This window comes from Pseudomonas sp. MWU16-30316 (genome assembly GCF_020515645.1).
Taxonomy (GTDB): Bacteria; Pseudomonadota; Gammaproteobacteria; order Pseudomonadales; family Pseudomonadaceae; genus Aquipseudomonas; species Aquipseudomonas cerasi.
In genome coordinates this window covers 166,576-190,921 of record NZ_JAIZAZ010000007.1, presented here as the reverse complement: position 1 = coordinate 190,921, position 24,346 = coordinate 166,576, and the positions used below count along the sequence as shown (strand labels likewise).

The 24,346-nt window shown below is 61.2% G+C and carries 13 protein-coding genes; 8 read left to right on the top strand and 5 right to left on the bottom strand.

What is annotated here, in order from left to right:
* Window positions 1-130 precede the first annotated feature (130 nt).
* From LCH65_RS21125 to aceE, 4 genes are all read right to left on the bottom strand, one after another.
* Complete coding sequence (locus LCH65_RS21125; protein WP_054081289.1) at window positions 131-1,309, bottom strand: NAD(P)/FAD-dependent oxidoreductase; 1,179 nt, start codon at window positions 1,307-1,309, stop codon at window positions 131-133.
* 176 nt (window positions 1,310-1,485) lie between these two features.
* A complete protein-coding gene (gene dbpA, locus LCH65_RS21120; RefSeq protein ID WP_074806761.1) occupies window positions 1,486-2,865 on the bottom strand; it encodes an ATP-dependent RNA helicase DbpA in 1,380 nt (459 codons plus the stop codon).
* Between the two features lie 300 nt (window positions 2,866-3,165).
* The gene (gene aceF / locus LCH65_RS21115; RefSeq protein ID WP_226439769.1) at window positions 3,166-4,812 is read right to left on the bottom strand and encodes a dihydrolipoyllysine-residue acetyltransferase; all 1,647 of its coding nucleotides are present in this window, start codon (window positions 4,810-4,812) and stop codon (window positions 3,166-3,168) included.
* Between the two features lie 142 nt (window positions 4,813-4,954).
* The gene (gene aceE, locus LCH65_RS21110; protein WP_003431997.1) at window positions 4,955-7,600 is read right to left on the bottom strand and encodes a pyruvate dehydrogenase (acetyl-transferring), homodimeric type; all 2,646 of its coding nucleotides are present in this window, start codon (window positions 7,598-7,600) and stop codon (window positions 4,955-4,957) included.
* 384 nt (window positions 7,601-7,984) lie between these two features.
* Between aceE and glnE the strand changes: the two genes are divergently transcribed.
* The 8 genes from glnE (at window position 7,985) to LCH65_RS21070 (ending at window position 18,054) form a co-directional block, all read left to right on the top strand.
* Complete coding sequence (gene glnE / locus LCH65_RS21105; protein ID WP_187809431.1) at window positions 7,985-10,942, top strand: bifunctional [glutamate--ammonia ligase]-adenylyl-L-tyrosine phosphorylase/[glutamate--ammonia-ligase] adenylyltransferase; 2,958 nt, start codon at window positions 7,985-7,987, stop codon at window positions 10,940-10,942.
* Window positions 10,943-11,070: 128 nt separating this feature from the next.
* Window positions 11,071-12,105 carry a lipopolysaccharide heptosyltransferase II gene (gene waaF / locus LCH65_RS21100; RefSeq protein ID WP_003366215.1) on the top strand — a complete coding sequence of 345 codons (1,035 nt, stop codon included), beginning with the start codon at window positions 11,071-11,073 and terminating at the stop codon, window positions 12,103-12,105.
* 2 nt (window positions 12,106-12,107) lie between these two features.
* Window positions 12,108-13,172 (top strand): lipopolysaccharide heptosyltransferase I, encoded by a 1,065-nt coding sequence (waaC, locus tag LCH65_RS21095; protein WP_003366216.1) that lies wholly within the window; start codon window positions 12,108-12,110, stop codon window positions 13,170-13,172.
* Window positions 13,172-14,293 (top strand): glycosyltransferase family 4 protein, encoded by a 1,122-nt coding sequence (locus LCH65_RS21090; protein ID WP_003366217.1) that lies wholly within the window; start codon window positions 13,172-13,174, stop codon window positions 14,291-14,293. Before waaC ends, LCH65_RS21090 begins: the two co-directional genes overlap by 1 nt.
* On the top strand, window positions 14,293-15,099 hold the full coding sequence (gene rfaP, locus LCH65_RS21085; protein WP_003431990.1) for a lipopolysaccharide core heptose(I) kinase RfaP: 807 nt from the start codon (window positions 14,293-14,295) through the stop codon (window positions 15,097-15,099). Before LCH65_RS21090 ends, rfaP begins: the two co-directional genes overlap by 1 nt.
* Window positions 15,099-15,833, top strand: a complete 735-nt coding sequence (locus tag LCH65_RS21080) for a lipopolysaccharide kinase InaA family protein (RefSeq protein ID WP_003431987.1) — start codon at window positions 15,099-15,101, stop codon at window positions 15,831-15,833. Before rfaP ends, LCH65_RS21080 begins: the two co-directional genes overlap by 1 nt.
* The gene (locus LCH65_RS21075) at window positions 15,830-16,609 is read left to right on the top strand and encodes a lipopolysaccharide kinase InaA family protein (RefSeq protein WP_060708593.1); all 780 of its coding nucleotides are present in this window, start codon (window positions 15,830-15,832) and stop codon (window positions 16,607-16,609) included. The genes LCH65_RS21080 and LCH65_RS21075 overlap by 4 nt, the downstream gene beginning before the upstream one ends.
* A complete protein-coding gene (locus LCH65_RS21070; RefSeq protein WP_003366222.1) occupies window positions 16,609-18,054 on the top strand; it encodes a lipopolysaccharide kinase InaA family protein in 1,446 nt (481 codons plus the stop codon). The genes LCH65_RS21075 and LCH65_RS21070 overlap by 1 nt, the downstream gene beginning before the upstream one ends.
* 127 nt (window positions 18,055-18,181) lie before the next feature.
* On the opposite strand, the gene LCH65_RS21065 is transcribed toward LCH65_RS21070, so the two are convergent.
* Window positions 18,182-24,310 (bottom strand): membrane-targeted effector domain-containing toxin, encoded by a 6,129-nt coding sequence (locus tag LCH65_RS21065; RefSeq protein ID WP_226439768.1) that lies wholly within the window; start codon window positions 24,308-24,310, stop codon window positions 18,182-18,184.
* Window positions 24,311-24,346: the final 36 nt, after the last annotated feature.

Here is a 24,346-nt window from a genome sequence, read left to right as displayed (position 1 = left end):
CTTGACGGCCCTGTTCGCAATTGATCGATCGTGCAGGAGGATATGTACAGACCAAATGACTGGCTGTACATCCGCCTCGCAAAATTTATACCGGTTTGTCGTGTCGTGATGTCGCGTATCAGCGACTACGTCACACGTAGTGTGCGGCAGCATAGGCCGACGCCCAGGCCCACTGAAAGTTGAAACCGCCCAGATGACCGCTCACGTCCAGCACTTCGCCCACAAAATAAAGACCGGGGGATTTCAGCGATTCCATGGTCTTGGACGACACTTCGCGGGTGTCTATACCGCCCAGCGTCACTTCGGCCGTGCGATAACCCTCGGTGCCCGCCGGCACCACCTGCCAGCTCGCCAGCTTTTCGGCGATATCGGTCAGCTCGGCGTGGGTGTACTGCTTCATCGGTTTGGAAACGAACCAGTGTTCGGCGATCAGGTTGGCCATCTTCTTGGTGAACATCTCGCCCAGCAGGGTTTTCAGCTCACTGTTGGGGCGCTCGGCCTGCTGCTGGTTGAGCCAGGCGGGCACGTCGTGATCGGGCAGCAGGTTGATTTCCACCGTGTCACCGGGCTGCCAGAACGAGGAAATCTGCAGGATCGCCGGGCCACTGAGGCCGCGGTGGGTGAACAGGATGTTTTCGCGGAAGTTGGTGTCGTTGCAGCTCACCAGACAATCCACCGAGGTGCCTGACAACTCGGTGCACAGCTCCTTGAGCTGATCGGTGATGGTGAACGGCACCAGCCCGGCGCGGGTCGGCAGCAGCGTGTGGCCGAACTGCTTGCCAATCTGATAGCCAAAACCCGTAGCGCCCAGCGTCGGAATCGACAGCCCGCCTGTGGCAATCACCAGCGACTGGCAGTTCAGGGGGCCCAGCGTGGTCTGCAGGCTGTAGCCGGCGTCGGTCTTTTCGATCTGCTGCACGGAGGTGTCCATGTGCAGGCTGACACCGGCCTCGCGGCACTCTTCCAGAAGCATTTCCAGAATGTCGCTGGACTTGTTGTCGCAAAACAGCTGGCCGAGCTTCTTCTCGTGATAAGGCACGCCATGCTTGGCGACCATCGCGATGAAATCCCATTGGGTGTAGCGGGCCAGGGCCGATTTGCAGAAATGCGGGTTCTGCGACAGGAAGTTGGCCGGCTCGGTGTACATATTGGTGAAGTTGCACCGCCCGCCACCGGACATCAGGATCTTCTTGCCGGGTTTGTTGGCATGGTCGATCAACATCACCTTGCGCCCGCGAGCGGCAGCGGTGAACGCACACATCAGACCGGCAGCGCCGGCGCCAATGATTACAACGTCAGTAACGGGCACAGCGTGGTTCCTCGATCTTCAGGTCACGATCGTTCCCATGCTCCGCGTGGGAATGCCTCTCGTGACGCTCTGCGTCACATACCTGCGCCGCAGTGCCTATTCAAAATCGGACGCAGAGCGTCCAGAACTGCGTTCCCACGCGGAGCGTGGGGACGATAATCCAGCCGACGACTATTTCAGAGAATCCGCACGCGCAGCGACTTGCCCTTGATCTTGCCGTTGTTCAAACGTTCCAGGGCCTGTTTGGCCATGCTGCGCTCGACGGCAACGTAGGCCTGGAAGTCGAAAATCGCGATCTTGCCGACCTGAGTGCCCGGGATGCCTGCCTCGCCGGTCAGTGCGCCGAGGATGTCGCCCGGACGCAGCTTGTCCTTGCGACCCGAGCCGATGCACAGGGTGGTCATGGCGGGCAGCAGCTTGCCGCCTTCCTTGATGCTCAGTCTGTCGTATTGCTGCCAGTTCAACGGCGCTTTCTGCAACTCTTCGATGGCACGCGCGCGTTGGCTTTCCGACGGAGCCACCAGGCTGACCGCGATGCCTTTCTCGCCTGCGCGACCGGTACGGCCGACGCGGTGAATGTGGATTTCCGAATCACGCGCCAGCTCGACGTTGATCACCATATCCAGCGCGTCGATGTCCAGACCGCGCGCGGCCACGTCAGTGGCGACCAGTACCGAGGTGCTGCGGTTGGCAAACATCGCCAGTACCTGATCACGGTCACGCTGTTCGAGATCGCCATGCAGGCCGACGGCAGACATGCCCTTGGCGGTCAGGTGATCGACCACTTCCTGCACCTGCTGCTTGGTGAAGCAGAACGCCACGCAGGACGTCGGACGGAAATGGCCGAGTACCTTGACCACTGCTTCCAGGCGCTGCTCCGGAGAGATCTCGTAGAAAATCTGCTCGATCTGGCTGTCGGCGTGCAGTGCTTCGACTTTCACGGTCTGTGGATCACGCATGAATTTCGAGGACAACTGCTTGATACCGACCGGGTAGGTCGCCGAGAACAGCAGCGTCTGGCGGCGCAGCGGGGTCTGCTCGATGATGTCGGCGATGGCGTCGTAGAAACCCATGTCCAGCATGCGGTCGGCTTCATCGAGAATCAGCGTGTTCAGGCCGTCCAGGACCAGCGAGCCCTTGCGCAAGTGCTGCTGTATGCGACCCGGAGTACCGACGATGATGTGCGCGCCATGCTCCAGCGAGCCGATCTGCGGGCCGAATGAAACGCCGCCACATAGGGTCAGGACCTTGATGTTGTCCTCGGAACGCGCCAGACGGCGGATTTCCTTGGCCACCTGATCCGCCAGTTCGCGGGTCGGGCACATGACCAATGCCTGGCAACCGAAGAAACGCGGGTTGATAGGGTTGAGCAGGCCGATGCCGAACGCAGCGGTCTTGCCGCTGCCGGTCTTGGCTTGCGCGATCAGGTCCATGCCCTTGAGGATCACCGGCAGGCTCTGCGCCTGAATCGGTGTCATTTCGGCATAACCAAGCGACTCCAGGTTAGCCAGCATGGCAGCAGACAGGGGCAGAGAATTGAAAGCGGTGTTAGTCACGACGGTGAACCTGCAAAACAAAAATGTCGCGTAGTGTATCACCCGCCAGTCAGACCTGGCACCGCGATAAAGGTCGTGGGAGCGAGCTTGCTCGCGAAGGGGTCCGTACAACCCCCGAAGATGGGTCGTGAGCAATGCGGATCGCCGCCCCGGTCACCCCCACAGGATCCAGCAATCAGCGCGGAGCATGGGCGCGATAGCCAGACAAAAAAATCCCCGCTGGAGGGCGGGGTTGAGGTTCGAGCGTGGCAGCTCGCAAAGGTGTACAGCAAGGCCCGTCCGGGAACGGGCCTGCAGGGCTTACAGCAGGATTGTGCGGATGTCCGCCAGCAATTCGCTCAAGCGCTTGGTGAAGCGGGCAGCAGCTGCGCCGTTGATCACGCGGTGATCGTAGGACAGCGACAGCGGCAGCATCAGTTTCGGCTGGAAGGCTTTACCGTCCCAGACGGGCTGGATGGTTGCCTTGGAAACACCGAGGATCGCCACTTCCGGCGCGTTGACGATCGGCGTGAAGCCGGTGCCGCCAATGTGGCCGAGGCTGGAGATGGTGAAGCACGCGCCCTGCATGTCGTTCGCAGTCAGTTTCTTGTTGCGCGCCTTTTCCGCCAGTGCGGCGGCTTCGGCAGCCAGTTGCAACAGGCTCTTCTGGTCGACGTCGCGGATGACCGGGACCAGCAGGCCGTCCGGGGTATCCACGGCAAAGCCGATGTGCACGTACTTCTTGCGAATCACGGCCTTGCCGCTAGGTGCCAGCGAAGCGTTGAAGTCCGGCAGCTCCTTGAGCAGGTGGGCGCAGGATTTGAGCAGCAGTGGCAGAACGGTCAGCTTGACGCCAGCTTTCTCGGCAGCGCCTTTCTGCGCCACACGGAAAGCTTCCAGGTCGGTAATGTCGGCCTGGTCGAATTGCGTGACGTGCGGGATGTTCAGCCAGCTGCGGTGCAGACCGGAAGCGCCGAGTTGCATCAGACGCGTCATCGGCACTTCTTCGATCTCGCCGAAACGGCTGAAATCGACTTCCGGAATTGGCGGGATGCCCGAGCCGCCGCTTGCGCCGCCAGCTGGCGCTTCCTTGGCCTTCTGCATCATGGTTTTGACGTAAGCCTGAACGTCTTCTTTCAGCACACGGCCGTGCGGGCCGGTGGAACTGACCGCGCTCAGCTCGACGCCGAATTCGCGGGCCAGCTGACGAACGGCCGGGCCTGCATGAACCTTGGCGCCGTCTTCGGCCGGAGCCGCTGGAGCAGCCGGCGCAGGTGCCGCTTCTGCCTTGGGAGCAGGGGCGGCAGGAGCCGCGGCTTCAGCCTTGGCAGGGGCAGCAGCGGGTGCGCTGGCGGCAGGCGCCGGAGCAGCGGCAGGGGCGGCACCTTCAACTTTCAGTTTCAGGATCAGGTCGCCGGTACCGACTTCCTGGTCCAGTTTGACTTCAATGCTCTCGACAACGCCTGCGGCCGGAGAAGGGATCTCCATGCTGGCCTTGTCGGATTCCAGGGTAATCAGCGACTGATCGGCCTGGATGCTGTCACCGACCTTGACCATCAGTTCGATGATCTTGGCCTTGCCCGACGAACCGATGTCCGGCACGTGGATGTCCTGAACGCTGGCGCCGGCTGCCGGAGCAGGCGCAGCGGCTGCGGGTGCGGCTTCAGCCGGCTTTTCGGCGGCGGCCGGGGCCGCAGCAGGTTCGGCAGCAGGTGCCGGGGCCGCAGCTGCTTCGCCTTCCACTTCCAGTTCGAACAGCTCGTCGCCTTCTTTCAGGCGGTCGCCCAGCTTGACCTTCATGGTCTTGATGACGCCAGCCTTGGGAGCAGGGATTTCCATGCTCGCCTTGTCCGACTCAAGCGTCAGAATGCTCTGGTCGGCCTCGATGCGATCACCGACCTTGACCATCAATTCAATGACTTCGCCTTCACCGTTGCCGATGTCGGGTACACGAATTAACTCACTCACTATGTCTCTCCTTAGGAGAACCTGTTCACTCACGAATACGCTGGTTCAGTTACAACGAAACAGCGTTGGATGCTCATTTACGGCAAGTAAATTCCGCATCCTCGGCTGTTCACGCTCTGATCAGCGCTCTTGAAGCAGACTCTTAGCAGTCCAGTGGATTGCGTTTTTCAGGATCGATGCCGAACTTGGCGATGGCTTCAGCCACGACCTTGGGTTCGATATCGCCACGATCAGCCAAGGCTTCCAGGGCCGCCAGCACCACGAAGTGACGATCGACTTCAAAGAAGTGACGCAGCTTCTTGCGGCTGTCGCTACGGCCGAAACCGTCGGTGCCCAGGACTTTGTATTCCTTGGTTGGAACCCACTGACGAATCTGATCAGCGAACAGCTTCATGTAATCCGTCGATGCGATGACCGGACCTTTGCGGCCGTTGAGGCACTCCTCGACATAGCTCAGCTGCGGCTTCTGGCCAGGGTGCAGGCGGTTGTTGCGCTCTGCAGCCAGACCGTCGCGACGCAGCTCGTTGAAGCTGGTGACACTCCAGACGTCGGCGCCGATATTGAACTCGTCACGGAGAATCTTCGCCGCTTCGCGAACTTCACGAAGGATGGTGCCCGAGCCCAGCAACTGGACGTGGTGCGCCGCTTCCTTGGTGTCTTCTTCGAGCAGGTACATGCCTTTGACGATGCCTTCTTCCACACCGGCCGGCATGGCTGGCTGGGTGTAGGACTCGTTCATCACGGTCAGGTAGTAGAAAACGTCCTGCTGCTCTTCGAACATCCGGCGCATGCCGTCCTGGATGATCACTGCCAGTTCGTAACCGTAAGTCGGGTCGAAGGTGCGGCAGTTCGGGATGGTCGATGCCAGGATGTGGCTGTGACCGTCTTCGTGCTGCAGGCCTTCGCCGTTCAGCGTGGTACGACCGGCGGTGCCACCGATCAGGAAGCCGCGGGTGCGGCTGTCGCCAGCGGCCCATGCCAGGTCGCCGATGCGCTGGAAACCGAACATCGAGTAGAAGATGTAGAACGGAATCATCGGCTGGTTGTGACTGGAGTACGAAGTACCGGCAGCGATGAAGGAGGACATGGCGCCCGCTTCGTTGATGCCTTCTTCGAGGATCTGGCCTTTCTTGTCTTCGCGATAGAACATCACTTGTTCTTTATCGACTGGCTCGTAGAGCTGGCCGACCGACGAGTAGATGCCCAGCTGGCGGAACATGCCTTCCATACCGAAGGTACGCGCTTCGTCCGGGATGATCGGCACGATGCGCTGACCGACTTCCTTGTCCTTGACCAACTGCGCCAGGATGCGCACGAAAGCCATGGTGGTGGAAATTTCACGGTCGCCCGAACCGTCAAGGATGGCCTTGAGGGTGTCGAGTGGCGGCGTCGGCAGGTTGAAGCTCTGCGCGCGGCGCTGAGGCACGAAGCCACCCAGCGCAGCACGACGCTCGCTCAGGTAACGGGCTTCGGCGCTGCCTTCTTCCGGCTTGTAGAACGGCAGGGCTTCGAGTTCGGAGTCCTTGACCGGGATGTCGAAACGGTCACGGAAGTGACGCAGGCTGTCGACATCGACCTTCTTGGTGTTGTGCGCAGTGTTTTTTGCTTCGCCAGCGCCGGTGCCATAACCCTTGATGGTCTTGGCCAGAACCACGGTCGGTTGACCCTTGTGGTTGACGGCTTCGTGGTAGGCCGCATAAACCTTGTACGGGTCGTGGCCGCCACGGTTGAGTTTCCAGATCTCGTCGTCGGACAGATCGGCAACCATCGCCTTGAGTTCAGGCGAGTTGAAGAAGTGCTCGCGGACGAACGCGCCGTCCTTGGCCTTGTAGTTCTGGTATTCGCCGTCGATGACTTCGTCCATGCGACGTTGCAGGATACCGTCGACGTCCTTGGCCAGCAGTGGGTCCCAGAAACGGCCCCAGATGACTTTGGTGACGTTCCATTGGGCGCCGCGGAACACGCCTTCGAGTTCCTGGATGATCTTGGCGTTGCCGCGAACCGGGCCGTCGAGGCGCTGCAGGTTGCAGTTGACGACGAAGATCAGGTTGTCGAGCTTCTCGCGACCGGCCAGGGCGATGGCGCCCAGCGATTCCGGCTCGTCGGTCTCGCCGTCACCCAGGAAGCACCAGACTTTCTGCTTGCCTTCCGGAATGTAACCGCGGTGCTCCAGGTACTTCATGAAGCGCGCCTGGTAGATCGCCTGGATCGGGCCAAGGCCCATCGATACAGTCGGGAACTGCCAGAAATCCTTCATCAGCCACGGGTGTGGATAAGAGGACAGGCCATTGCCGTCGACTTCCTGACGGAAGTTGTTCATCTGGTCTTCGGTAATGCGGCCTTCGAGGAACGCACGGGCGTAGACGCCTGGCGATGCGTGACCCTGGAAGTAGATCAGGTCGCCGCCGTGCTCGTCGGTCGGGGCCTGGAAGAAATAGTTGAAGCCGATGTCGTACAGCGTGGCGCTGGAGGCGAAGCTGGAGATGTGGCCGCCCAGATCCGGGTCGTTCAGGTTGGTTTTGACGACCATGGCCAATGCGTTCCAGCGCACCAGCGAGCGAATGCGGCGTTCCATGAACAGGTCGCCAGGCATGCGTGCTTCGTGGGTGACAGGAATGGTGTTGCGATATGGCGTGGTGATGGCGTACGGCAGCTGCGAACCACTACGGGTGGCCAGCTCGCCCAAACGGGTCATCAGGTAGTGAGCGCGGTCTTCGCCTTCTTTGTCGAGAACCGATTCCAGGGCGTCCAGCCATTCCTGGGTTTCGACGGGATCGAGGTCTTGCATGGCTTGCTCCAGGGCGGAAAGGCTTCCAGAATCGGTTGCCTGAGTTTGCGACTGGCCTTGTGGGCAGACGACATAAATTCTTGGATTACCGGAGGGTGGGATCCGGCGGCGTGTAGTTTTACTACAAATCGACGACGATTTCAGCCCTCCGAGTATCGGACTCAGTAGTAAAACTACAGAGAAGCGTCTTAATCGCTCCTGTTGTCGTGTAGCTTAAAACGTTACTGTTGATCGCTATTGAATATCTTGCAGGGAAAAAGCGGATTTTTATGCTTCTAATTTGATTTTTCCAGCAATTTATAACCTTTGTTCGACAAGCGGTGCTGGCAGACGCGTCTCGCCATAACGACGGACGGGCGTCTGCACGCCGATCAAGGATAGACCATGAGCCTGCCTTTACTGGCCGAATTTCCGGCCATTCTGCTGCCATCGATTACTCGCGCCCGCCAGATGTTTCAGGCCGCGCTCACTGTCCTGTCCGAGGACGCGCAGGCCTCATTCAAGGCCTGGCCCGAGGCGCGGCAGGCAGCATTCGACCGGGTCTGCGCTGCCAGTGATTTTGTAACCGAACAAGTCTGCCGTGATCCGCAGATGCTCCTGCAGCTGGCCGATTCGGGCGAGCTGGAGCGTAGCTTCTCTGCCGGCCAATTGCGCGGGCAGATTGCCGACGCGCTGTCGAGCGCTGCCAGCGATGATGAATTGGGGCGTAATCTACGTCGACAGCGCGCACGCCAGCAAGTACGGATTATCTGGCGCGACCTGACCCGTCAGGCAAACCTGATCGAAACCTGCCGTGACCTGTCGGACATGGCCGATGCGTCGATCGATCTGGCTTACCAGTGGTTGTACCCCCGGCACTGCCAGCAGTTCGGCACCCCGACCGGTCGTCATTCCGGGCAGCCGCAGCACATGGTCATTCTGGGCATGGGCAAGCTCGGTGCGGTCGAACTGAACCTGTCCTCGGACATTGACCTGATCTTCGGCTACCCGGAGGGCGGCGAGACCGTCGGCACCAAGCGTGCGCTGGACAATCAGGAGTTCTTCATTCGTCTGGGCCAGCGGCTGATCAAGGCGCTCGACCCGGTGACCGTCGACGGTTTCGTATTCCGGGTCGACATGCGTCTGCGCCCCTACGGTTCGTCCGGCGCCCTGGTGCTCAGCTTCAATGCGCTGGAACAGTATTACCAGGACCAGGGCCGGGATTGGGAACGTTACGCGATGATCAAGGCGCGCGTGGTCGGGGGCGATCAGGCTGCCGGTGCCGAATTGCTGGCGATGCTGCGTCCGTTCGTGTACCGCCGCTATCTGGATTTCTCGGCCATCGAAGCGCTGCGCACCATGAAGCAGCTCATTCAGCAGGAAGTGAAGCGCAAGGGCATGGCGGAAAACATCAAGCTGGGTGCCGGCGGCATTCGTGAGGTGGAGTTCATCGCCCAGGCCTTTCAACTGATTCACGGCGGCCGCGACCTGAGTCTGCAGCAGCGGCCGTTGTTCAAGGTGCTGAAAACCCTTGAGGGGCAGGGCTATCTGCCCTCGGCGGTGACCGAAGAGCTGCGCGAGGGCTACGAGTTTCTGCGTTATACCGAGCACGCCATTCAGGCGATTGCCGACCGTCAGACGCAGATGCTCCCGGACAACGAACAGGATCAGGCGCGCGTTGCGCTGATCATGGGCTTCGCTGACTGGGCTGCCTTTCACGAACGGCTGATGCACTGGCGTGGCCGTGTGGCTTGGCACTTCCGCCAGGTCATTGCGGACCCCGACGCCGACCCGGATGATGAGCAGGAAGAAGATGGTGAAGTGGTGGTGGGAGGCGAATGGCTGCCTTTGTGGGAAGAGTCCCAGGACGAAGAGGCCGCAGGTCGCCAACTGTTGCAGGCCGGCTTTGTTGACGCCGAGAAGGCGCTGAAAAATCTGGCCAGCCTGCGCAGCAGCCCCAACCTGCGTTCGATGCAGCGTCTGAGCCGTGAGCGGCTGGACGCGTTCATCCCCCGTCTGCTGGCTCAGGCGGTGGAACATGAGAAGCCCGACCTGGTACTCGAGCGCGTGCTGCCCCTGGTAGAAGCGGTCGCCCGGCGCTCGGCGTACCTGGTGCTGCTCACGGAAAACCCCGACGCGCTGCGACAGCTGCTGACCCTGTGCGCCGCGAGCCCGTGGATTGCCGAGCAGATCGCGCGTTTCCCGTTGTTGCTCGATGAGTTGCTCAATGAGGGACGCCTGTTCAATCCGCCGCTGGCCCCGGAACTGGCGGCCGAGCTGCGCGAGCGGCTGATTCGTATCCCCGAGGACGACCTTGAGCAGCAGATGGAAGCCTTGCGGCATTTCAAGCTGGCGCACAGTCTGCGCGTTGCGGCGTCCGAGATATCCGGCAGCCTGCCGTTGATGAAAGTCAGTGATTACCTGACCTGGCTGGCCGAGGCGATTCTCGATCAGGTGCTCGCGCTGGCCTGGCGCTACAGCGTGGCCCGGCACGGTACGCCTTTACGTCCGGACGGCACGTTGTGCGATCCGGGTTTCGTGATCGTCGGCTACGGCAAGGTCGGCGGTATCGAGCTGGGGCATGGCTCCGATCTGGATCTCGTGTTCATTCATGATGGCGATCTGGAGGCCGAGACCGACGGTGCCAAGCCGATCGACACCGCACAGTTCTTCACCCGGCTGGGACAGCGGGTGATCCATTTGCTGACCACGCAAACCAACTCCGGTCAGCTGTATGACGTCGACATGCGCCTGCGGCCTTCGGGGGCATCCGGCCTGCTGGTCAGCTCTGTGGGGGCTTTCGCCCGTTATCAGGCCAATGAAGCCTGGACCTGGGAGCATCAGGCGCTGGTTCGTGCGCGGGTCATGGCCGGCAGCCGGGATGTGGGCGAGCAATTCGAGAAAGTCCGTGCCGATGTGCTGGGGCGTGAACGTGATCTGGACAAGCTGCGCGCCGAAGTCAGCGAAATGCGCGCCAAGATGCGTGACAACCTCGGTACCCGCGTGACAGCGGCCGGCAGGGCGGCCAATGCCTTCGAGGCGGCGGTGCCATTCGACCTCAAGCAGGACGCCGGAGGTATCGTCGATATCGAATTTATGGTGCAATACGCCGCCTTGGCGTGGTCCAGAGAGCATCCCGCGCTGCTGCAATACACCGACAACATCCGGATTCTCGAAGGGCTTGAAGAAGCCGGACTGCTACCGGATACGGATGCCGGCCTGTTGCGCGAAGCCTATAAGGCGTATCGCTCGGCGGCACATCGCCAGGCCTTGCAGAAGCAGGCGGGCGTGGTCAGCGGCGATCAGTTTCACGCCCAGCGGCGTGAGGTGATGCGGATCTGGACGCAGATGGGGTTGAGCTGAGCCTCACGGCACGCCACATTCCACTGCAACACTCTATAAAGCTATGACAGGGAGGCGACAGGTTGTGTGGGAATGTCACGCAGTCTGATCGGCCTCCCTGATCGTTTCTGGTCGTTTTTGGATAGAACATGAAAATTCTGATCGTTGGGCCTAGCTGGGTCGGTGACATGGTGATGGCACAAACGCTGTTCCAGTGTCTGAAACAGCGTCATCCCGAGTGCGAAATCGACGTGCTGGCCCCTGAATGGAGCCGTCCGATACTGGAGCGCATGCCGGAGGTTCGCGCTGCGCTGAGTTTTCCGCTGGGGCACGGTGCCCTGGAACTGGCGACCCGTCGCCGGATCGGCAAGTCTCTGGCCGGCCAATACGATCAGGCTATCCTGCTGCCCAATTCGCTGAAATCCGCGCTGGTGCCGTTTTTCGCCGGCATTCCGAAACGCACCGGTTGGCGCGGCGAGTTTCGCTACGGCCTGCTCAACGACGTGCGGACCCTCGACAAGCAGCGCTACCCGCTGATGATCGAACGTTTCATGGCCCTGGCCTTCGACAAGGGCACCGAGTTGCCGCGTCCTTACCCGCGGCCGAGCCTGCGTATCGACCCGACCACGCGTGATGCCGCACTGAGCAAATTCGGTCTGACCCTGGATCGCCCGGTATTGGCGCTATGCCCCGGCGCGGAGTTCGGTGAGTCCAAGCGCTGGCCCGCCGAGCATTACGCACAGGTCGCCGACGCGAGCATTCGCGAAGGCTGGCAGGTCTGGCTGTTCGGCTCGAAAAAAGATCACCCGGTCGGTGAGAGCATTCGTCAGGAGCTGATTCCCGGCCTGCGCGAGGAGTCCGTCAACCTCAGTGGCGAGACCTCGCTGGCCGAAGCCATTGACCTGCTGTCGTGCGCCGATGCCGTGGTGTCCAACGATTCCGGCCTGATGCACGTGGCCGCAGCGCTGAACCGTCCGCTGGTGGCTGTCTACGGTTCGACCTCGCCGGGCTTCACGCCGCCGCTGGCCGACGCAGTCGAGGTGGTGCGTCTGGGCATCGAGTGCAGCCCGTGCTTTGAGCGCACCTGCCGTTTCGGCCATTACAACTGCATGCGTCTGCTTGAGCCGGACGCCGTGACTCAGGCGCTGAGCCGCCTGAGTAGCACGCCGGTGGAGGTTGCCTGATTTTGCGGGTACTGCTGATCAAGACGTCTTCACTGGGTGATGTGATTCATGCCTTGCCCGCGCTGACCGATGCGGCGCGTGCGCTGCCCGGCATTCGCTTCGACTGGGTGGTCGAGGAGGGCTTCGCGGAGATTCCCGCCTGGCATCCGGCGGTCGACAGGGTGATCCCGGTGGCGATTCGCCGCTGGCGCAAGCACCTCTGGCAAACCTTCAGGTCCGGGGAATGGCGGCGCTTCAAACAGCAGGTGCGCGAACAGCGCTACGATCTGGTGATCGATGCGCAGGGCCTGTTCAAAAGTGCCTGGCTGACACGCTATGTCGATGCACCGGTGGCCGGTCTGGACCGCGATTCGGCACGCGAGCCGGTCGCCAGTCGCTTTTATGATCGCGCTTTTCCAGTGGCACGCGGGCAACATGCGGTCGAACGGTTGCGCCAGTTGTTCGCTCAGGCACTGGGTTATTCACAGCCGTCCGGCATGGGCGATTACGGTCTCAAGCCCCTGGCGACTCTGGATGACAATTTGCAGGCCCCGTTCGTGCTGTTCCTGCATGGCACGACCTGGGACACCAAGCACTGGCCTGAGCTGTACTGGCGACAGCTGGCCGAATTGATGGCAGCACGCGGCCTGCAAGTGCAGTTGCCGTGGGGCAACCCGGCAGAGAAGGCCCGCGCCGAGCGCATTGCCGAGGGGCTGAGCAGTGCTCACGTGCTGCCAAAGCTCAATCTGGCAGGCGTTGCGCGGGTGCTGGCCAGCGCGCAGGCGTGCGTCGCGGTAGACACCGGCATCGGGCACCTGGCCGCTGCACTGGATGTGCCGACCATTTCCCTGTTCGGCCCGACCAATCCGGGCCTGACCGGGGCCTACGGCAAGTCGCAGGTGCATCTGGCCAGCGACTACCCGGGCTGCACGCCGTGCCTGCAAAAGAAATGCACGTACCAACCGACCGCCGACGATCAGCGCCGGTTCGACCTTAAGCGCGAGTGGCCGATGTGCTTCACTCGCTTGAATCCCGAGCGAGTAGCGAGCCAATTGGGCGCGCTGTTGCTGGCAAAGGAACCTGGCTGATGCAACTGGCTTTTGTACTCTACAAATACTTCCCGTTCGGCGGCCTGCAACGCGACTTCATGCGCATCGCGCTGGAGTGCCAGCAGCGCGGCCATCAGATCCGTGTGTATACCCTGATCTGGGAAGGCGATGTGCCACCCGGTTTCGAGGTACTGGTGGCGCCGGTCAAGGCGTTCTTCAATCATCGGCGCAATGAAAAGCTCAGCGCCTGGATGGAGGCGGACCTGGCCAAACGCCCGGTGGACCGCCTGATCGGTTTCAACAAGATGCCCGGTCTGGATGTGTATTACGCCGCCGACGGCTGCTTCGAGGACAAGGCGCAGAACCTGCGCAGCCCGCTGTATCGCAAGTGGGGCCGTTATCGCCACTTTGCTGACTACGAGCGCGCGGTGTTCGCCAAAGACTCGAAAACTCAGGTGTTGATGATTTCCGAAGTGCAGCAGCCGCTGTTCATCAAGCATTACGACACCCCGCCGTCGCGCTTCCATTTGCTGCCGCCGGGGATTTCCCAGGATCGCCGCGCGCCGCCGGATGCCCCTGACATTCGTGCAGGCTTTCGCAAGGAATTCGGCCTGGCCGACGATGACCTGCTATTGGTGCAGATCGGCTCCGGTTTCAAGACCAAGGGCGTGGATCGCAGCCTGAAGGCACTCGCGGCTCTGCCCGCCGAGCTCAAGAAACGCACGCGGCTGTTTGTAATCGGTCAGGACGACCCCAAAGTATTCCAATTGCAGAGCGCGGCGCTCGGCCTGGGTGATCAGGTTACCTTCATGAAAGGGCGCAGCGATATTCCGCGTTTTCTGCTGGGCGCCGACCTGCTGATTCATCCGGCCTACAACGAAAACACCGGGACCGTGCTGCTCGAAGCGCTGGTTGCCGGTTTGCCGGTCCTGGTCAGCGCGGTCTGTGGTTACGCTCACTATATAGCCGAGGCAGATTGCGGGCGGGTGCTGGACGAGCCGTTCGAGCAGGCGCAGCTCAATCGCTACCTGTCGGACATGCTTGAGGACGATGCCGCACGCAGCGCGTGGTCGCGCAATGGCCTGACCTTTGCCGACACGGCGGACCTTTACAGCATGCCGCAACACGCTGCGGATGTGATTCTGGCGGAGCACTATTGATGAAGCTGTTCCTTGCTGAGCCGTTCAAGAGCCTGTGGGCGGGGCGCGATGCGTTCGTCGAGGTCGAAGGCCTGAGCGGCGAGGTCTACCGTGAACTGGAAGGGCGCCGCACGCTGCGCACCGAGGTCGACGGGCGCGGTTACTTCGTCAAGATCCACCGCGGCATTGGCTGGGGCGAGATCGCCAAGAACCTGGCAACCGCCAAGCTGCCGGTACTTGGCGCGGGCAAGGAGTGGGACGCCATCGAGCGTCTGCATGAAGTCGGCGTCCCGACCATGACGGCCGTGGCCTATGGTGAACGTGGCAGCAACCCCGCCGCGCAGCACTCGTTCATCGTCACCGAAGAACTGGCACCGACCACCAGCCTCGAAGATGTCAGCCTCAACTGGCGCAACGAGCCGCCCGAGCCGCGTCTGAAGAGAGCCTTCATTACCGAAGTCGCCCGCATGGTCGGCATGATGCACCGCGCAGGCGTCAATCATCGCGACTGCTACATCTGCCATTTTCTGTTGCACACCGACAAGCCGGTGACCGCTGACGATTTCAAACTGTCGGTCATCGACCTGCACCGTGCCCAGACCCGCCGTGCGATCACGCCGCGCTGGCGTAACAAGGACCTGGCCGCGCTGTACTTTTCGGCGCTGGACATTGGCCTGACCCGCCGCGACAAACTGCGTTTTCTCCAGGGCTATTTCCAGAAGCCGTTGCGCGAAATCCTGCTCAAGGAAGCGGCATTGCTGACCTGGCTGGATAAAAAAGCCGACAAGTTGTATCAGCGCAAAGTGCGCTACGGAGATGCACTCTGATGGCGGGCTGGAAGCTCGAGCCCGAGTACGCTTTCCTGGAGCCGGAATTCGGTAGCCTGGACGCCGTGTTTGCCCTGCAGGGCCAGCAGTTGACCCGCGACCCGCTGTCCGACGTCATCCGCGTCGAGCGCGCCGGTGTCTACTACTACGTCAAGCGCTACGTGGGTGCGGGCAAGGGCCTGCGCCGTTATATGGGCAGGCCGAGGGTCAAGTCCGAATGGCAGAACCTCAAGCGCTTCGCCAAATGGGGCATCCCGACTGCAGAGGTGGTGGCCTGGGGGCTGGAGCGCAACGGCGCGGCGTATGATCGCGGCGCACTGATCACGCGTGGCTTGCCGAACACCGAAGACTTGTCGGCACTGGCGCAACGCAAGGATCCGCGACTGACCGACCGCCATTGGGTCGACGCGATCAGCCGCCAGCTGGCTGCCTTCACCCGGATCATGCACGACAACCATTTCACACATAATGATTTGAAATGGCGCAACCTGTTGGTCGATAACGAAGGCAAGCTGTTTTTCATCGATTGCCCCAACGGCGCATTCTGGTGGAGCTTCATGCTGCGCTATCGGATCACCAAGGATCTGGCCTGCCTGGACAAGGTCGCCAAGTATCACTTGTCGGCCACCCAGCGCCTGCGCTTCTACCTGCAATACCGCCAGCGAACGCGTTTGAACGCCTCCGACAAAAAACGTATCCGACATATCGTCAGCTTTTTCGAGGGCCGTGAATGAGCGTTTTTATTGCCAGTGCCGACCAGCCTTTACTGGCGCGTCACAACCTGGCTGATTTTGAATCGCTTTGGAACATCAGACTCGATGCGGTCGATGAGCCCAATACCGGGCGCGGCGGCTGGAGCAGTGTGTTCCGCCTCGATCTGGACGGTCAGGGTTTTTACCTCAAGCGTCAGAGCAATTACCTGACTCACACGTTGCATCATCCGTTTGGCGAACCGTCGTTCTCGCGCGAGTTTCGTAACATCAGTCGCTATCGCAAGCTGGGGATTCCGGCACTGCAAGCGGTGTTCTATGGCGAGCGCAAGGTCGACGGCGAGCGCCGGGCGATCCTGATGACGCGTGCGCTGGACGGCTGGACCGATCTCGACGAACTGTTGCAGCAGTGGAACCAGATGGAGGCCGCTCAGCGTCTGGCAATACTGCACGCCTGCGGGCAGCTGGCGCGCACGCTGCACGGCGCCGGACAGGTGCATGGCTGCTTCTATCCCAAGCATATTTTTCTTCAGGCAGCCGGTACGGGGTATCAGGCGCAATTGATCGACCTGGAAAAAACCCGCCCGGTGATCTTCGGCAAGCGTGACCTTGCCCGCGACCTCGAACCGCTGCTGCGCCGCGCGCCGATGTGGAATGACGCGGATCGGCGCGAGCTGCTGGCGGCTTATCTGCAAGCTACGCCGAACAGCCTGCTGGTTGACGCCTGGAGTGCGCGTCTGGGCAAGCGCGGCGCTCACAAACGAGACATTCAACACCGCGATGATAAAGAGACCCGTTGATGCGTTTGTCTGAACTCAAGACCGCTGGACGTACCCCCGAGTTGCCGATGAGCCTGACGCTGGCCGATGCTGCCGGACCGGCTGAACTGCAATTGCTGACCCTGCTGCGCGTATTGCCGGGGCAGCGCTATGTCGGGGCCGGTGTCTGGCGAGGCCGAACGGTGCTGGCAAAATTGCTGGTGGGCGACAAGGCGGCCCGACACTTTCAGCGTGAGCTGGCCGGGGTACGGCTGCTTGCCGAACAGGGCCTGACCACACCACTGCTGCTGGCCGACGGTTTGCAGGACGGCGAGGGTGGCTGGCTGTTGTTCGAGTTTCTGGAACAGGCACCGAGCCTGGGCGATGCCTGGAACGCTGTTCAGCACCTGCCACCGCTGGCAGACGAGCAGCAAGCGGTGCTCGGCGACGCGCTGTCGGCCATTGCCCGGCAGCACGCTAAAGGCCTGTGGCAGGAAGACCTGCACCTGGACAACCTGCTGCGCCACAACGGGCAGCTGTATTTGATCGATGGCGCCGGGATTCGTGCTGAACAGGCTGGCACGCCGTTGTCCCGGCAAAAAGTGCTGGAAAACCTCGGTGTGTTCTTTGCCCAGTTGCCCAGGTCTTTCGAACCTTTCACCGAAGAGCTGCTGGTGCATTACCTGTTGAGCAATGCCGAGCATGGTTTGCCGATGGAAGCGCTGCAAAAGCAGATCGACAAGGTGCGCAGCTGGCGGCTCAAGGACTTCATGAGCAAGACCGTGCGCGACTGCAGTCTGTTCAGTGTCGAGGACAGCGCTTCGGTGTTCCGCGCCATTCGCCGCGAGGAAGAGCCTGCGATGCTGCCGGTGCTGAGTCAGGCGGATGCCTTGCTCGACAAGGGGCATCTGTACAAGACCGGTGGCGCGGCGAGTGTCGGGCGGGTTGAGGTCAATGGTCGTCAGCTGGTCATCAAACGCTACAACATCAAGAATTTCAGTCACTGGCTCAAGCGCTTCTGGCGCCCCAGCCGAGCCTGGCATTCATGGCGCGAAGGCAACCGGCTGATGTTCCTCGGCATTGCCACACCCAAACCGCTGGCAGTGCAGGAAAAGCGCTTTCTCGGCTTACGCAGCAAGGCCTGGCTGGTGACCGAGTTCATCGATGGACCGGACATCATCGAACGCTTCGCTCCCTATGTGGAAAACGGGTATGCGCCAGAGGTCGAACTGTTGGCGCTTGACCGGCTTTTCGCGCAGCTTATCCAGGCGCGTATCAGCCATGGCGATTTCAAGGGGCATAACCTGTTCTGGCACATCGATCGCTGGGCAATGATCGACCTTGACGCCATGCAGCAGCACAGCTCGCAATCGTCATTCGCCGCGGCCTACGCCCGAGACCGGGCCCGCTTCATGCGCAACTGGCCGACGCAGAGCGCGCTGCACCAGTTGCTGGAACAGCGCTTGCCGAAGCTTGTGACAGACTGAGCCCAGCTGATTCTCGTGCCAGCGCAGAGCGCTCACCGGTAGGTGCAGATTATCGTGCCAATGCTCCGCGTTGGCATGCAGTTCCGGACGCTCCGTGTCCTCTGTGTGACGCGGAGCATCGGCATCCTCAGGTGATGCGTGTGAGGTTCATTGCTTCGAGTGCTGCCACCAGTGCATCGATGTCGTCGAAGGGTTTGAGGTGGATACGCGGCCAGCGCAGACGTTCGATGTACAGTTTGCCTTCGGCATTGCGCAGCACCGGTGTATGGTGAATCCAGGTGTCGCGTGCGCGATGGACGATGGTTTGCAGATTGCCTTCACCCTCCTGTATCAGAAACATTCCAGGCCTGGAAAGGCGTTTCTCGATGCTTGGCAGCCTGACCGGCTGTGAGCGCAGTACTTCCATCTCCACCCGATAATCAGCTTTGATGTAGACCTTTTCATCCGCTATGCCACCCGAGACGAGCTCCCCCGGATCCAGCGTTATTCCCCTCGAATGCCCCGGAGCTACATCGACGACCCGCAGGCCGATCCCGCCTTCCAGTTCGGCAATGCCAGGCACGACGCCCTGATAGGTATTGGAGTGGCTGTTGCCCACCAGCGCGATCCATTTATGCGAGCCCATCACGTCCTGATGCCTGCGGATCGTGCGCGAGGCAAAGTAATTCATCATCTGCTGGCGGGTAATGGACTCTTGATAGGCGATGCCTTTGAGGTGGTAACTGCTTGCGCAATCGATGGCGCGAATCTCCAGACCTTGCTGCCGTGCCCTGATGATCAGCCGTTCGAAGGTGTAGATCCCGGCCGGATCGGTGTGATACCCGCGGTCCAGGGTTTTCAGGTCATGCAGCAAGGTTTTACTCATCTGCCCCGTTTCAAGGAAATGATCCAGATCCGCCTGATGCAGATCGCTCAGCAGGTGCTCCATGTACAGCGTTTTGACGTTCTGCTGCGACAGCAGCGGCAGGTTGTCGATGATCAGCTTTTTGCTGGCGAGCGAAGAGTGTGACTCGCCAATAACCAGGCCTTCGGTATGGCGATACAGGGTTTCAAGCAGTCCGGCAGTGCTTGTCTGCGCTTCGATCGCCGGTAACGTCGGGCGAGGCGGCAGTTGAGCCGCGCTGATCCGGGCGGCGTCCTGTCGTAGCGTCGTGCGCCGCAGGTCGAATGTATTGCGCACAGTGTCGAGTTCGATGTCTTCAAAAAAATACTCCATATCAAGGCCCTTCTTTTCGAAGTTCGCCAGGCCATGCAGCGTTGTTCTGGTCTCCATCGGCATTTCGTAGGTGGCATCGGTCAGCGATTGCTGGATGGCCGTCATCGGCCTGTCAACGCTCCAGTCATCGGGCTCCACGCGTAGCCAGGTATCGTTTTCGTCCAGAACAAACCCGTAATCACCCGTCCAGCGCTCACCCCCGGCAATCGCGGCCGGGTCGCCCAGCTCGCGGATCAGCATGTCATCCAGCGCAGTGGCAGGCGGAAGCGGTTGGGCGGGCAGCGTCGGGTCGGCAAACGCTATGCTGAAGTCATAGTGAGTCGGCGTGTTTTCATGCAGCAGGTCCGCGCTTTGCCTGATGCGTGTCGGTCGTCCGGCAGGGATGTCCTGGACATGCACGCTGACGGCCCCTTGCATTTCAGCGATGCCGGGCACTTGATCGTGCGTCGTGGCAAGCTTCCGGTCGAGCAGTGCTACCCAGCGTCTGGCAGAGGCCGGCTCGATGTCGTGGCTGATAACCTTGTGGCCGAAGAAATTGCTCATTTTCATGGCGGCTGCCGGGTCATCGGCAGCGCTCAGCACCGTATGGCCGAGAAACGGATAGCTGATCGACGAACTGAACGGGCGCACCTCGATCCCGTAACGGTGGGCTGCCTTGATCAGGTGGTAGTAATCGAATTCGGTGCTTGTGTTGTTCAGGGCGCCGCCATTGATCTCTTGCAGGTAATACTTGAGTTCATGAGAGCCGGAGCGACTCTTTTTACCCAGTTGGCGATACCTGGCCAGCTTGCGAAGGTGTTTGTCGATCAGCAGGTGCTCGATGTACAGCACCTCGACACGCTGCTCTGCGAGCAAGGGCATGTTGAGCAGGAGCAGACGCTTGCTGGCCACCGACTTCGGGGCTTCGCTGAACACCAGCCCGTTAGTGTGACTGAAGATGTGCTTGATGAGTGTGTCGACACTGCCGGGCAGTTCATAGGTGGGCAGGGTCGGCCTGGGTGGAGGCGTGAATCGGGCAAAAAAGGCCTGGGCGTCCTGATAAAGCTTTTCCCGACGTGCAGTGAAGGCCCGGCGCACCTCGGTGAAATACGTTTCGAAATAGACTTCCAGGCCTGCGCCGGTCGGATCGAAGGCTTCCTTGCTGATGACGACATCCAGATGCGCGCGCATGCCGCCAGGCATCTGATAGTCGCTCAGGATATTCAGCGAGCTTGAGCTTGCGCTGGCTTCCTCAGGCAGCGGGCGATAAGTGCCCGGACCGTCCAGCCCGCCGCCGCCCAGGCGCTGCCGTTGGACGACTTGCCACAGGCCCTGGTCATTCAGGCGAACCGGCTGTTTGCCGAAGAAGGCGAACGGATTGGCCGGGTCGATGATCTGCCAGTACCGCCCGTGTGCATCGTATTGAACCTCAAAGGCCCGGTCTGACAGCTGGATATAGTGTTTTCCATTGATCGCATGCACGCCTTTTGCGTGACCATCGGCGATACGTGGCACGTTATCCAGCGAAATGTCGACGGCCAGGTCGAGGCGCAAACCGGATGGTGCGCGCTGCGCTGCTGGGGGCAGGGGGAGAAGTGGCTGCCAGGCGCCACCGAGTTCGCGTGCAGCGAACTGACCGGTTGCCCGCGGGGGTGCCGAGGCGACAGGGGACGCTTGGAAAACCGCAGCATGCCCGTGGACGTTGGGCGTGCCGAGCAGCAATACCTGCTCTTGCAGCTCTACCGGGTACAGATCCTCGTAACGCGGCAGAGAAGGCTGGCGCTGGAACGAACGTAGCACCGGGGTCGAATGCTGACCGCTCTCAAGTTGATGCAACACACCGCCAAGTCCTTTCAGGCCCACCAGCAAATCGCTGCCTGCACCGAGGCCGTTGAGCAGTGCCGACAGCATGTAGCTCGTGGCGCGCTCCCGGTCGCCCGCGCTCAGCGCAACCAGTGCCTGCCCGCTGTCATGCAATGAAATCAGGCTGCCCACCGCAAAGCTTGCCGGCGGAAAGGGCAGGGTCAGGGCCGTGGCAATGATTTCGACACTGACCCAGATCAGCTTCGCCAGCATGTCGTTGCGACCCGTGGTGGTTTCTTCCACATCACGCAACCTGCGCTCCAGCGGCCGGTTGAAACAGGTATCGGCAACGTCTGAGATAAATGCCTTGGGGATGACCGGAGGCTTGTTGGCATTGCCCTTCTGCATGTCCCGCAGGAAGAACGACAGGGTCCGGCGTGCCTTGATGCGGCAGCGATCCTTGTAGTAATCGATCATCCCTTCGCTATCCAGCGAGCTCACGAAGTCGCTGAACAGGCGGAATTCGATACCGTCAGGTGCCTGCGGCGTATAAAGCAGCGCGGCGTGTCGGATCTGCGTCGGCAAAATGACCAGGCAGCCCTGAACGGTTTCGATGTGGGTCAGCAGCGGGCCGGGGATAACCAGTTGATCGACATCGGTCAGGCCCGAGGCGATCAGCGGTTTATCCACATGTATTTGCAGGGGATAGAGCGGGTATCGCTCGCGTGAAGCCGAGTCGCTCAGGTGCGCGTTATCCAGTGATTGCTTGAGCCAGACATACTGCGTGGGCTCGATATGACCTTTCAGAAGGCTGCGCAGTGCAGCGGCCTTCATCTGCAGTTGGGTGATCATCACGCTGCATTGGCGGCGGTAGGCGTAGCCATCGTTTTCGCTGTTCAGCAGGGTGTTTCTGATCAGCGCAATGTACTCGTCGGCCAGCCACTGGCCACGTACCGAGCCTGCGACCGCCGCAGGTGACAGTGCGCTCAGGTCGATACCCGGCGGGCCGCTGAACGTGGCGTCGGTGGCTGCCGACGTGCGCAAGGGGTCGATGCTGTCGTTGTAGCCGTTGAGCAGCATGTCGGTGTAGGTCAGCGTTTCGCGCTCGCTGGTGATCACGATCAGGTCAGGGTCTACCGTACCTGCAGGGACCCCCAGCAGTTTGCCGATCTGCTGGCTGGCACGCTGGTGTACGTAATCCTGGAACGACTGAACCCTGGTGTGCGGCTGGGCCTGATAGTTGCCGAGCGCGCCATCGATGGCGTGTTCAAGGGCCAGTAATTCCCGGCGCTGGGCACGGCTGGCGCGCAGGTACCAGTCCGGGGTATGGCGGGCCTGCTCTGAGAGCAATACGCGGGTCTGCTCGTCGGTAAAACTGCGCAGTGCCGTCTCGCAGTCGGGGTGCTCGATGAATTGCAGAAAGTCCTTTGCGGGCTGGGGTTTTTCGCTGAGGGCCGTCAGTTGCGCGGCCAGTTCCGGACGCGCTGCGACCGCTACCTGATCAAGCAGCCAGGCCATCATTGCGGGCGATGCGGTCCAGCCGACCACCTCATGCAACAGCTGGGTGTCGGTGTCGAAGGCCTTGAAATACTGCTGCCCGGGTGCCTCGCTGGCGAACATGATCAGCCGTTGCGTCTGGCCTTGGGCATCCTGCTTGCGGAACACCAGTAATCTGGCCATCACGTTACGGTCGTTCAGTTTGATCTGCTGCACGCGCACCGTGGGATCAGGCGCACTCGCCGCCGTGCTGGTCAGCGCTGCAACAATGGCAAAATCATCGGGCTGGATATGCCCCTGCATCTTCGCCGCCCAGCCGAGCGTGGTCATTCGGACCCGCGCCAGTGCGCGCAGCATCCGTTGGTTGTGTTCCTGCTGACAGGCCTCGCGCTGGAAATTGCCAAACACCGCGCGCAGGTCGAGTTCATCAATCACCCCGGCAAGGTAGGCCGGGCTCAATGTCGAGTACGCAGCGTCCAGCGGCTGGCCATCGAGGGTAATAACCGTCTGGTCGAGGAAGTCCGAGCCTGCTGTCTCGTCGCCCGGATGCAGGCCATAGAGCGCCAGTTCGGTCAGTGGCAGCGTCACGTGGTAGGTCTCGCTCGTCGCTGGCAGCGTGCGACGGGTGTCGATGATCAAGGCCCGAGGGTCCAGATCATGGCCCAGGTCATTGGCCAGGCGCGCGCGCAACTGCATTTCGGCAAACCGCTCCGGCGACGCTGCGCTGCCCAGCACACTCAGCATTGCGGCATGCGCCGCGTCGTAGCGTTGCAGGTGCCGGGCATAGGTCTGCAGGTCAGCCTCGCTGGCGATCTTCATCCATTCGGGCAAGTTGCGCTGGTACTGACGTTGTCTGTTGGTCAGTTCCCGCAGCTCGAGCATGGCAGCGGGGCCTAGCAGGCCTGGCATGTCAATGGCCTGCTGGATTTGCGACTGACGCGTGAGCCGATCCGCCGTGCCGTGCTGTTCGCAGGCATAACGGATGTCGTTGCGTTGTTTGTTCAGCAGCCTGTCGAACGCGTGAAGGAACGGTGCCGTGGTAACGGGCTGCAATTGCACATCGGCAGCCGTGAACGGTTCCAGGTACAGGTCGGCGTCCTGAGCTATCTCGGCCAGCCGGTCCTGATGCTGTCGTTCCGCGCTGCTGAACAGCGCATCGCGCAGTGTTGGCGTGTTGAGCCACTGCGCAAGGGTTTTGGCCATCATGGGCGGCGTGGCAAAAGCGGTGATACCAAGCCCTGGCAGCATCAATAGTGTGCGCCCCTGACCTTGAGAAATCACCAGCACGCCGGCCATTTCAATCTGTTCGTCATCGTGCAGCTGCACCCACACGGTCGAACAGGCGAGTGCCGGGCCTTGCGCCTGCTCGGGCGCCTCGGGCAGGCAGGCCAGGTAGCCACTGTCGAAATCGCGCTCGTGAATCCTGACGTGGACTTCGTCATACACAGCCCTTTGCAGGGCTGGCAAGAGGCGATCACGGCGGCTTTCACCGGTTTCGCCCGGGGCCGTCCAGTAGTCGTCGATCTGCTGCAACAGGCTGACGATCTCCGGTTCGCGTTCGGACACGTCATCGTTGTCGAGGGCGCTCAGCAAGGCCTCGCCGGCCCTGGGCAGCGCGTCCAGTTCCCTGGCCAGAAGGGTGCGCAGTCCGTCGAGCCTTTTCAGCGCTGCGGACGCTTCAGGCCAGGTATCGCCGGGCGTCGTCGGTACAGGGCTCGGCGTTGAAAGGTTGAAATCCAGAGAGGGTGGTGTTTGTGTCATGACAGGCTTTCCATTGCGCAATGCGCTGAGGTTTGA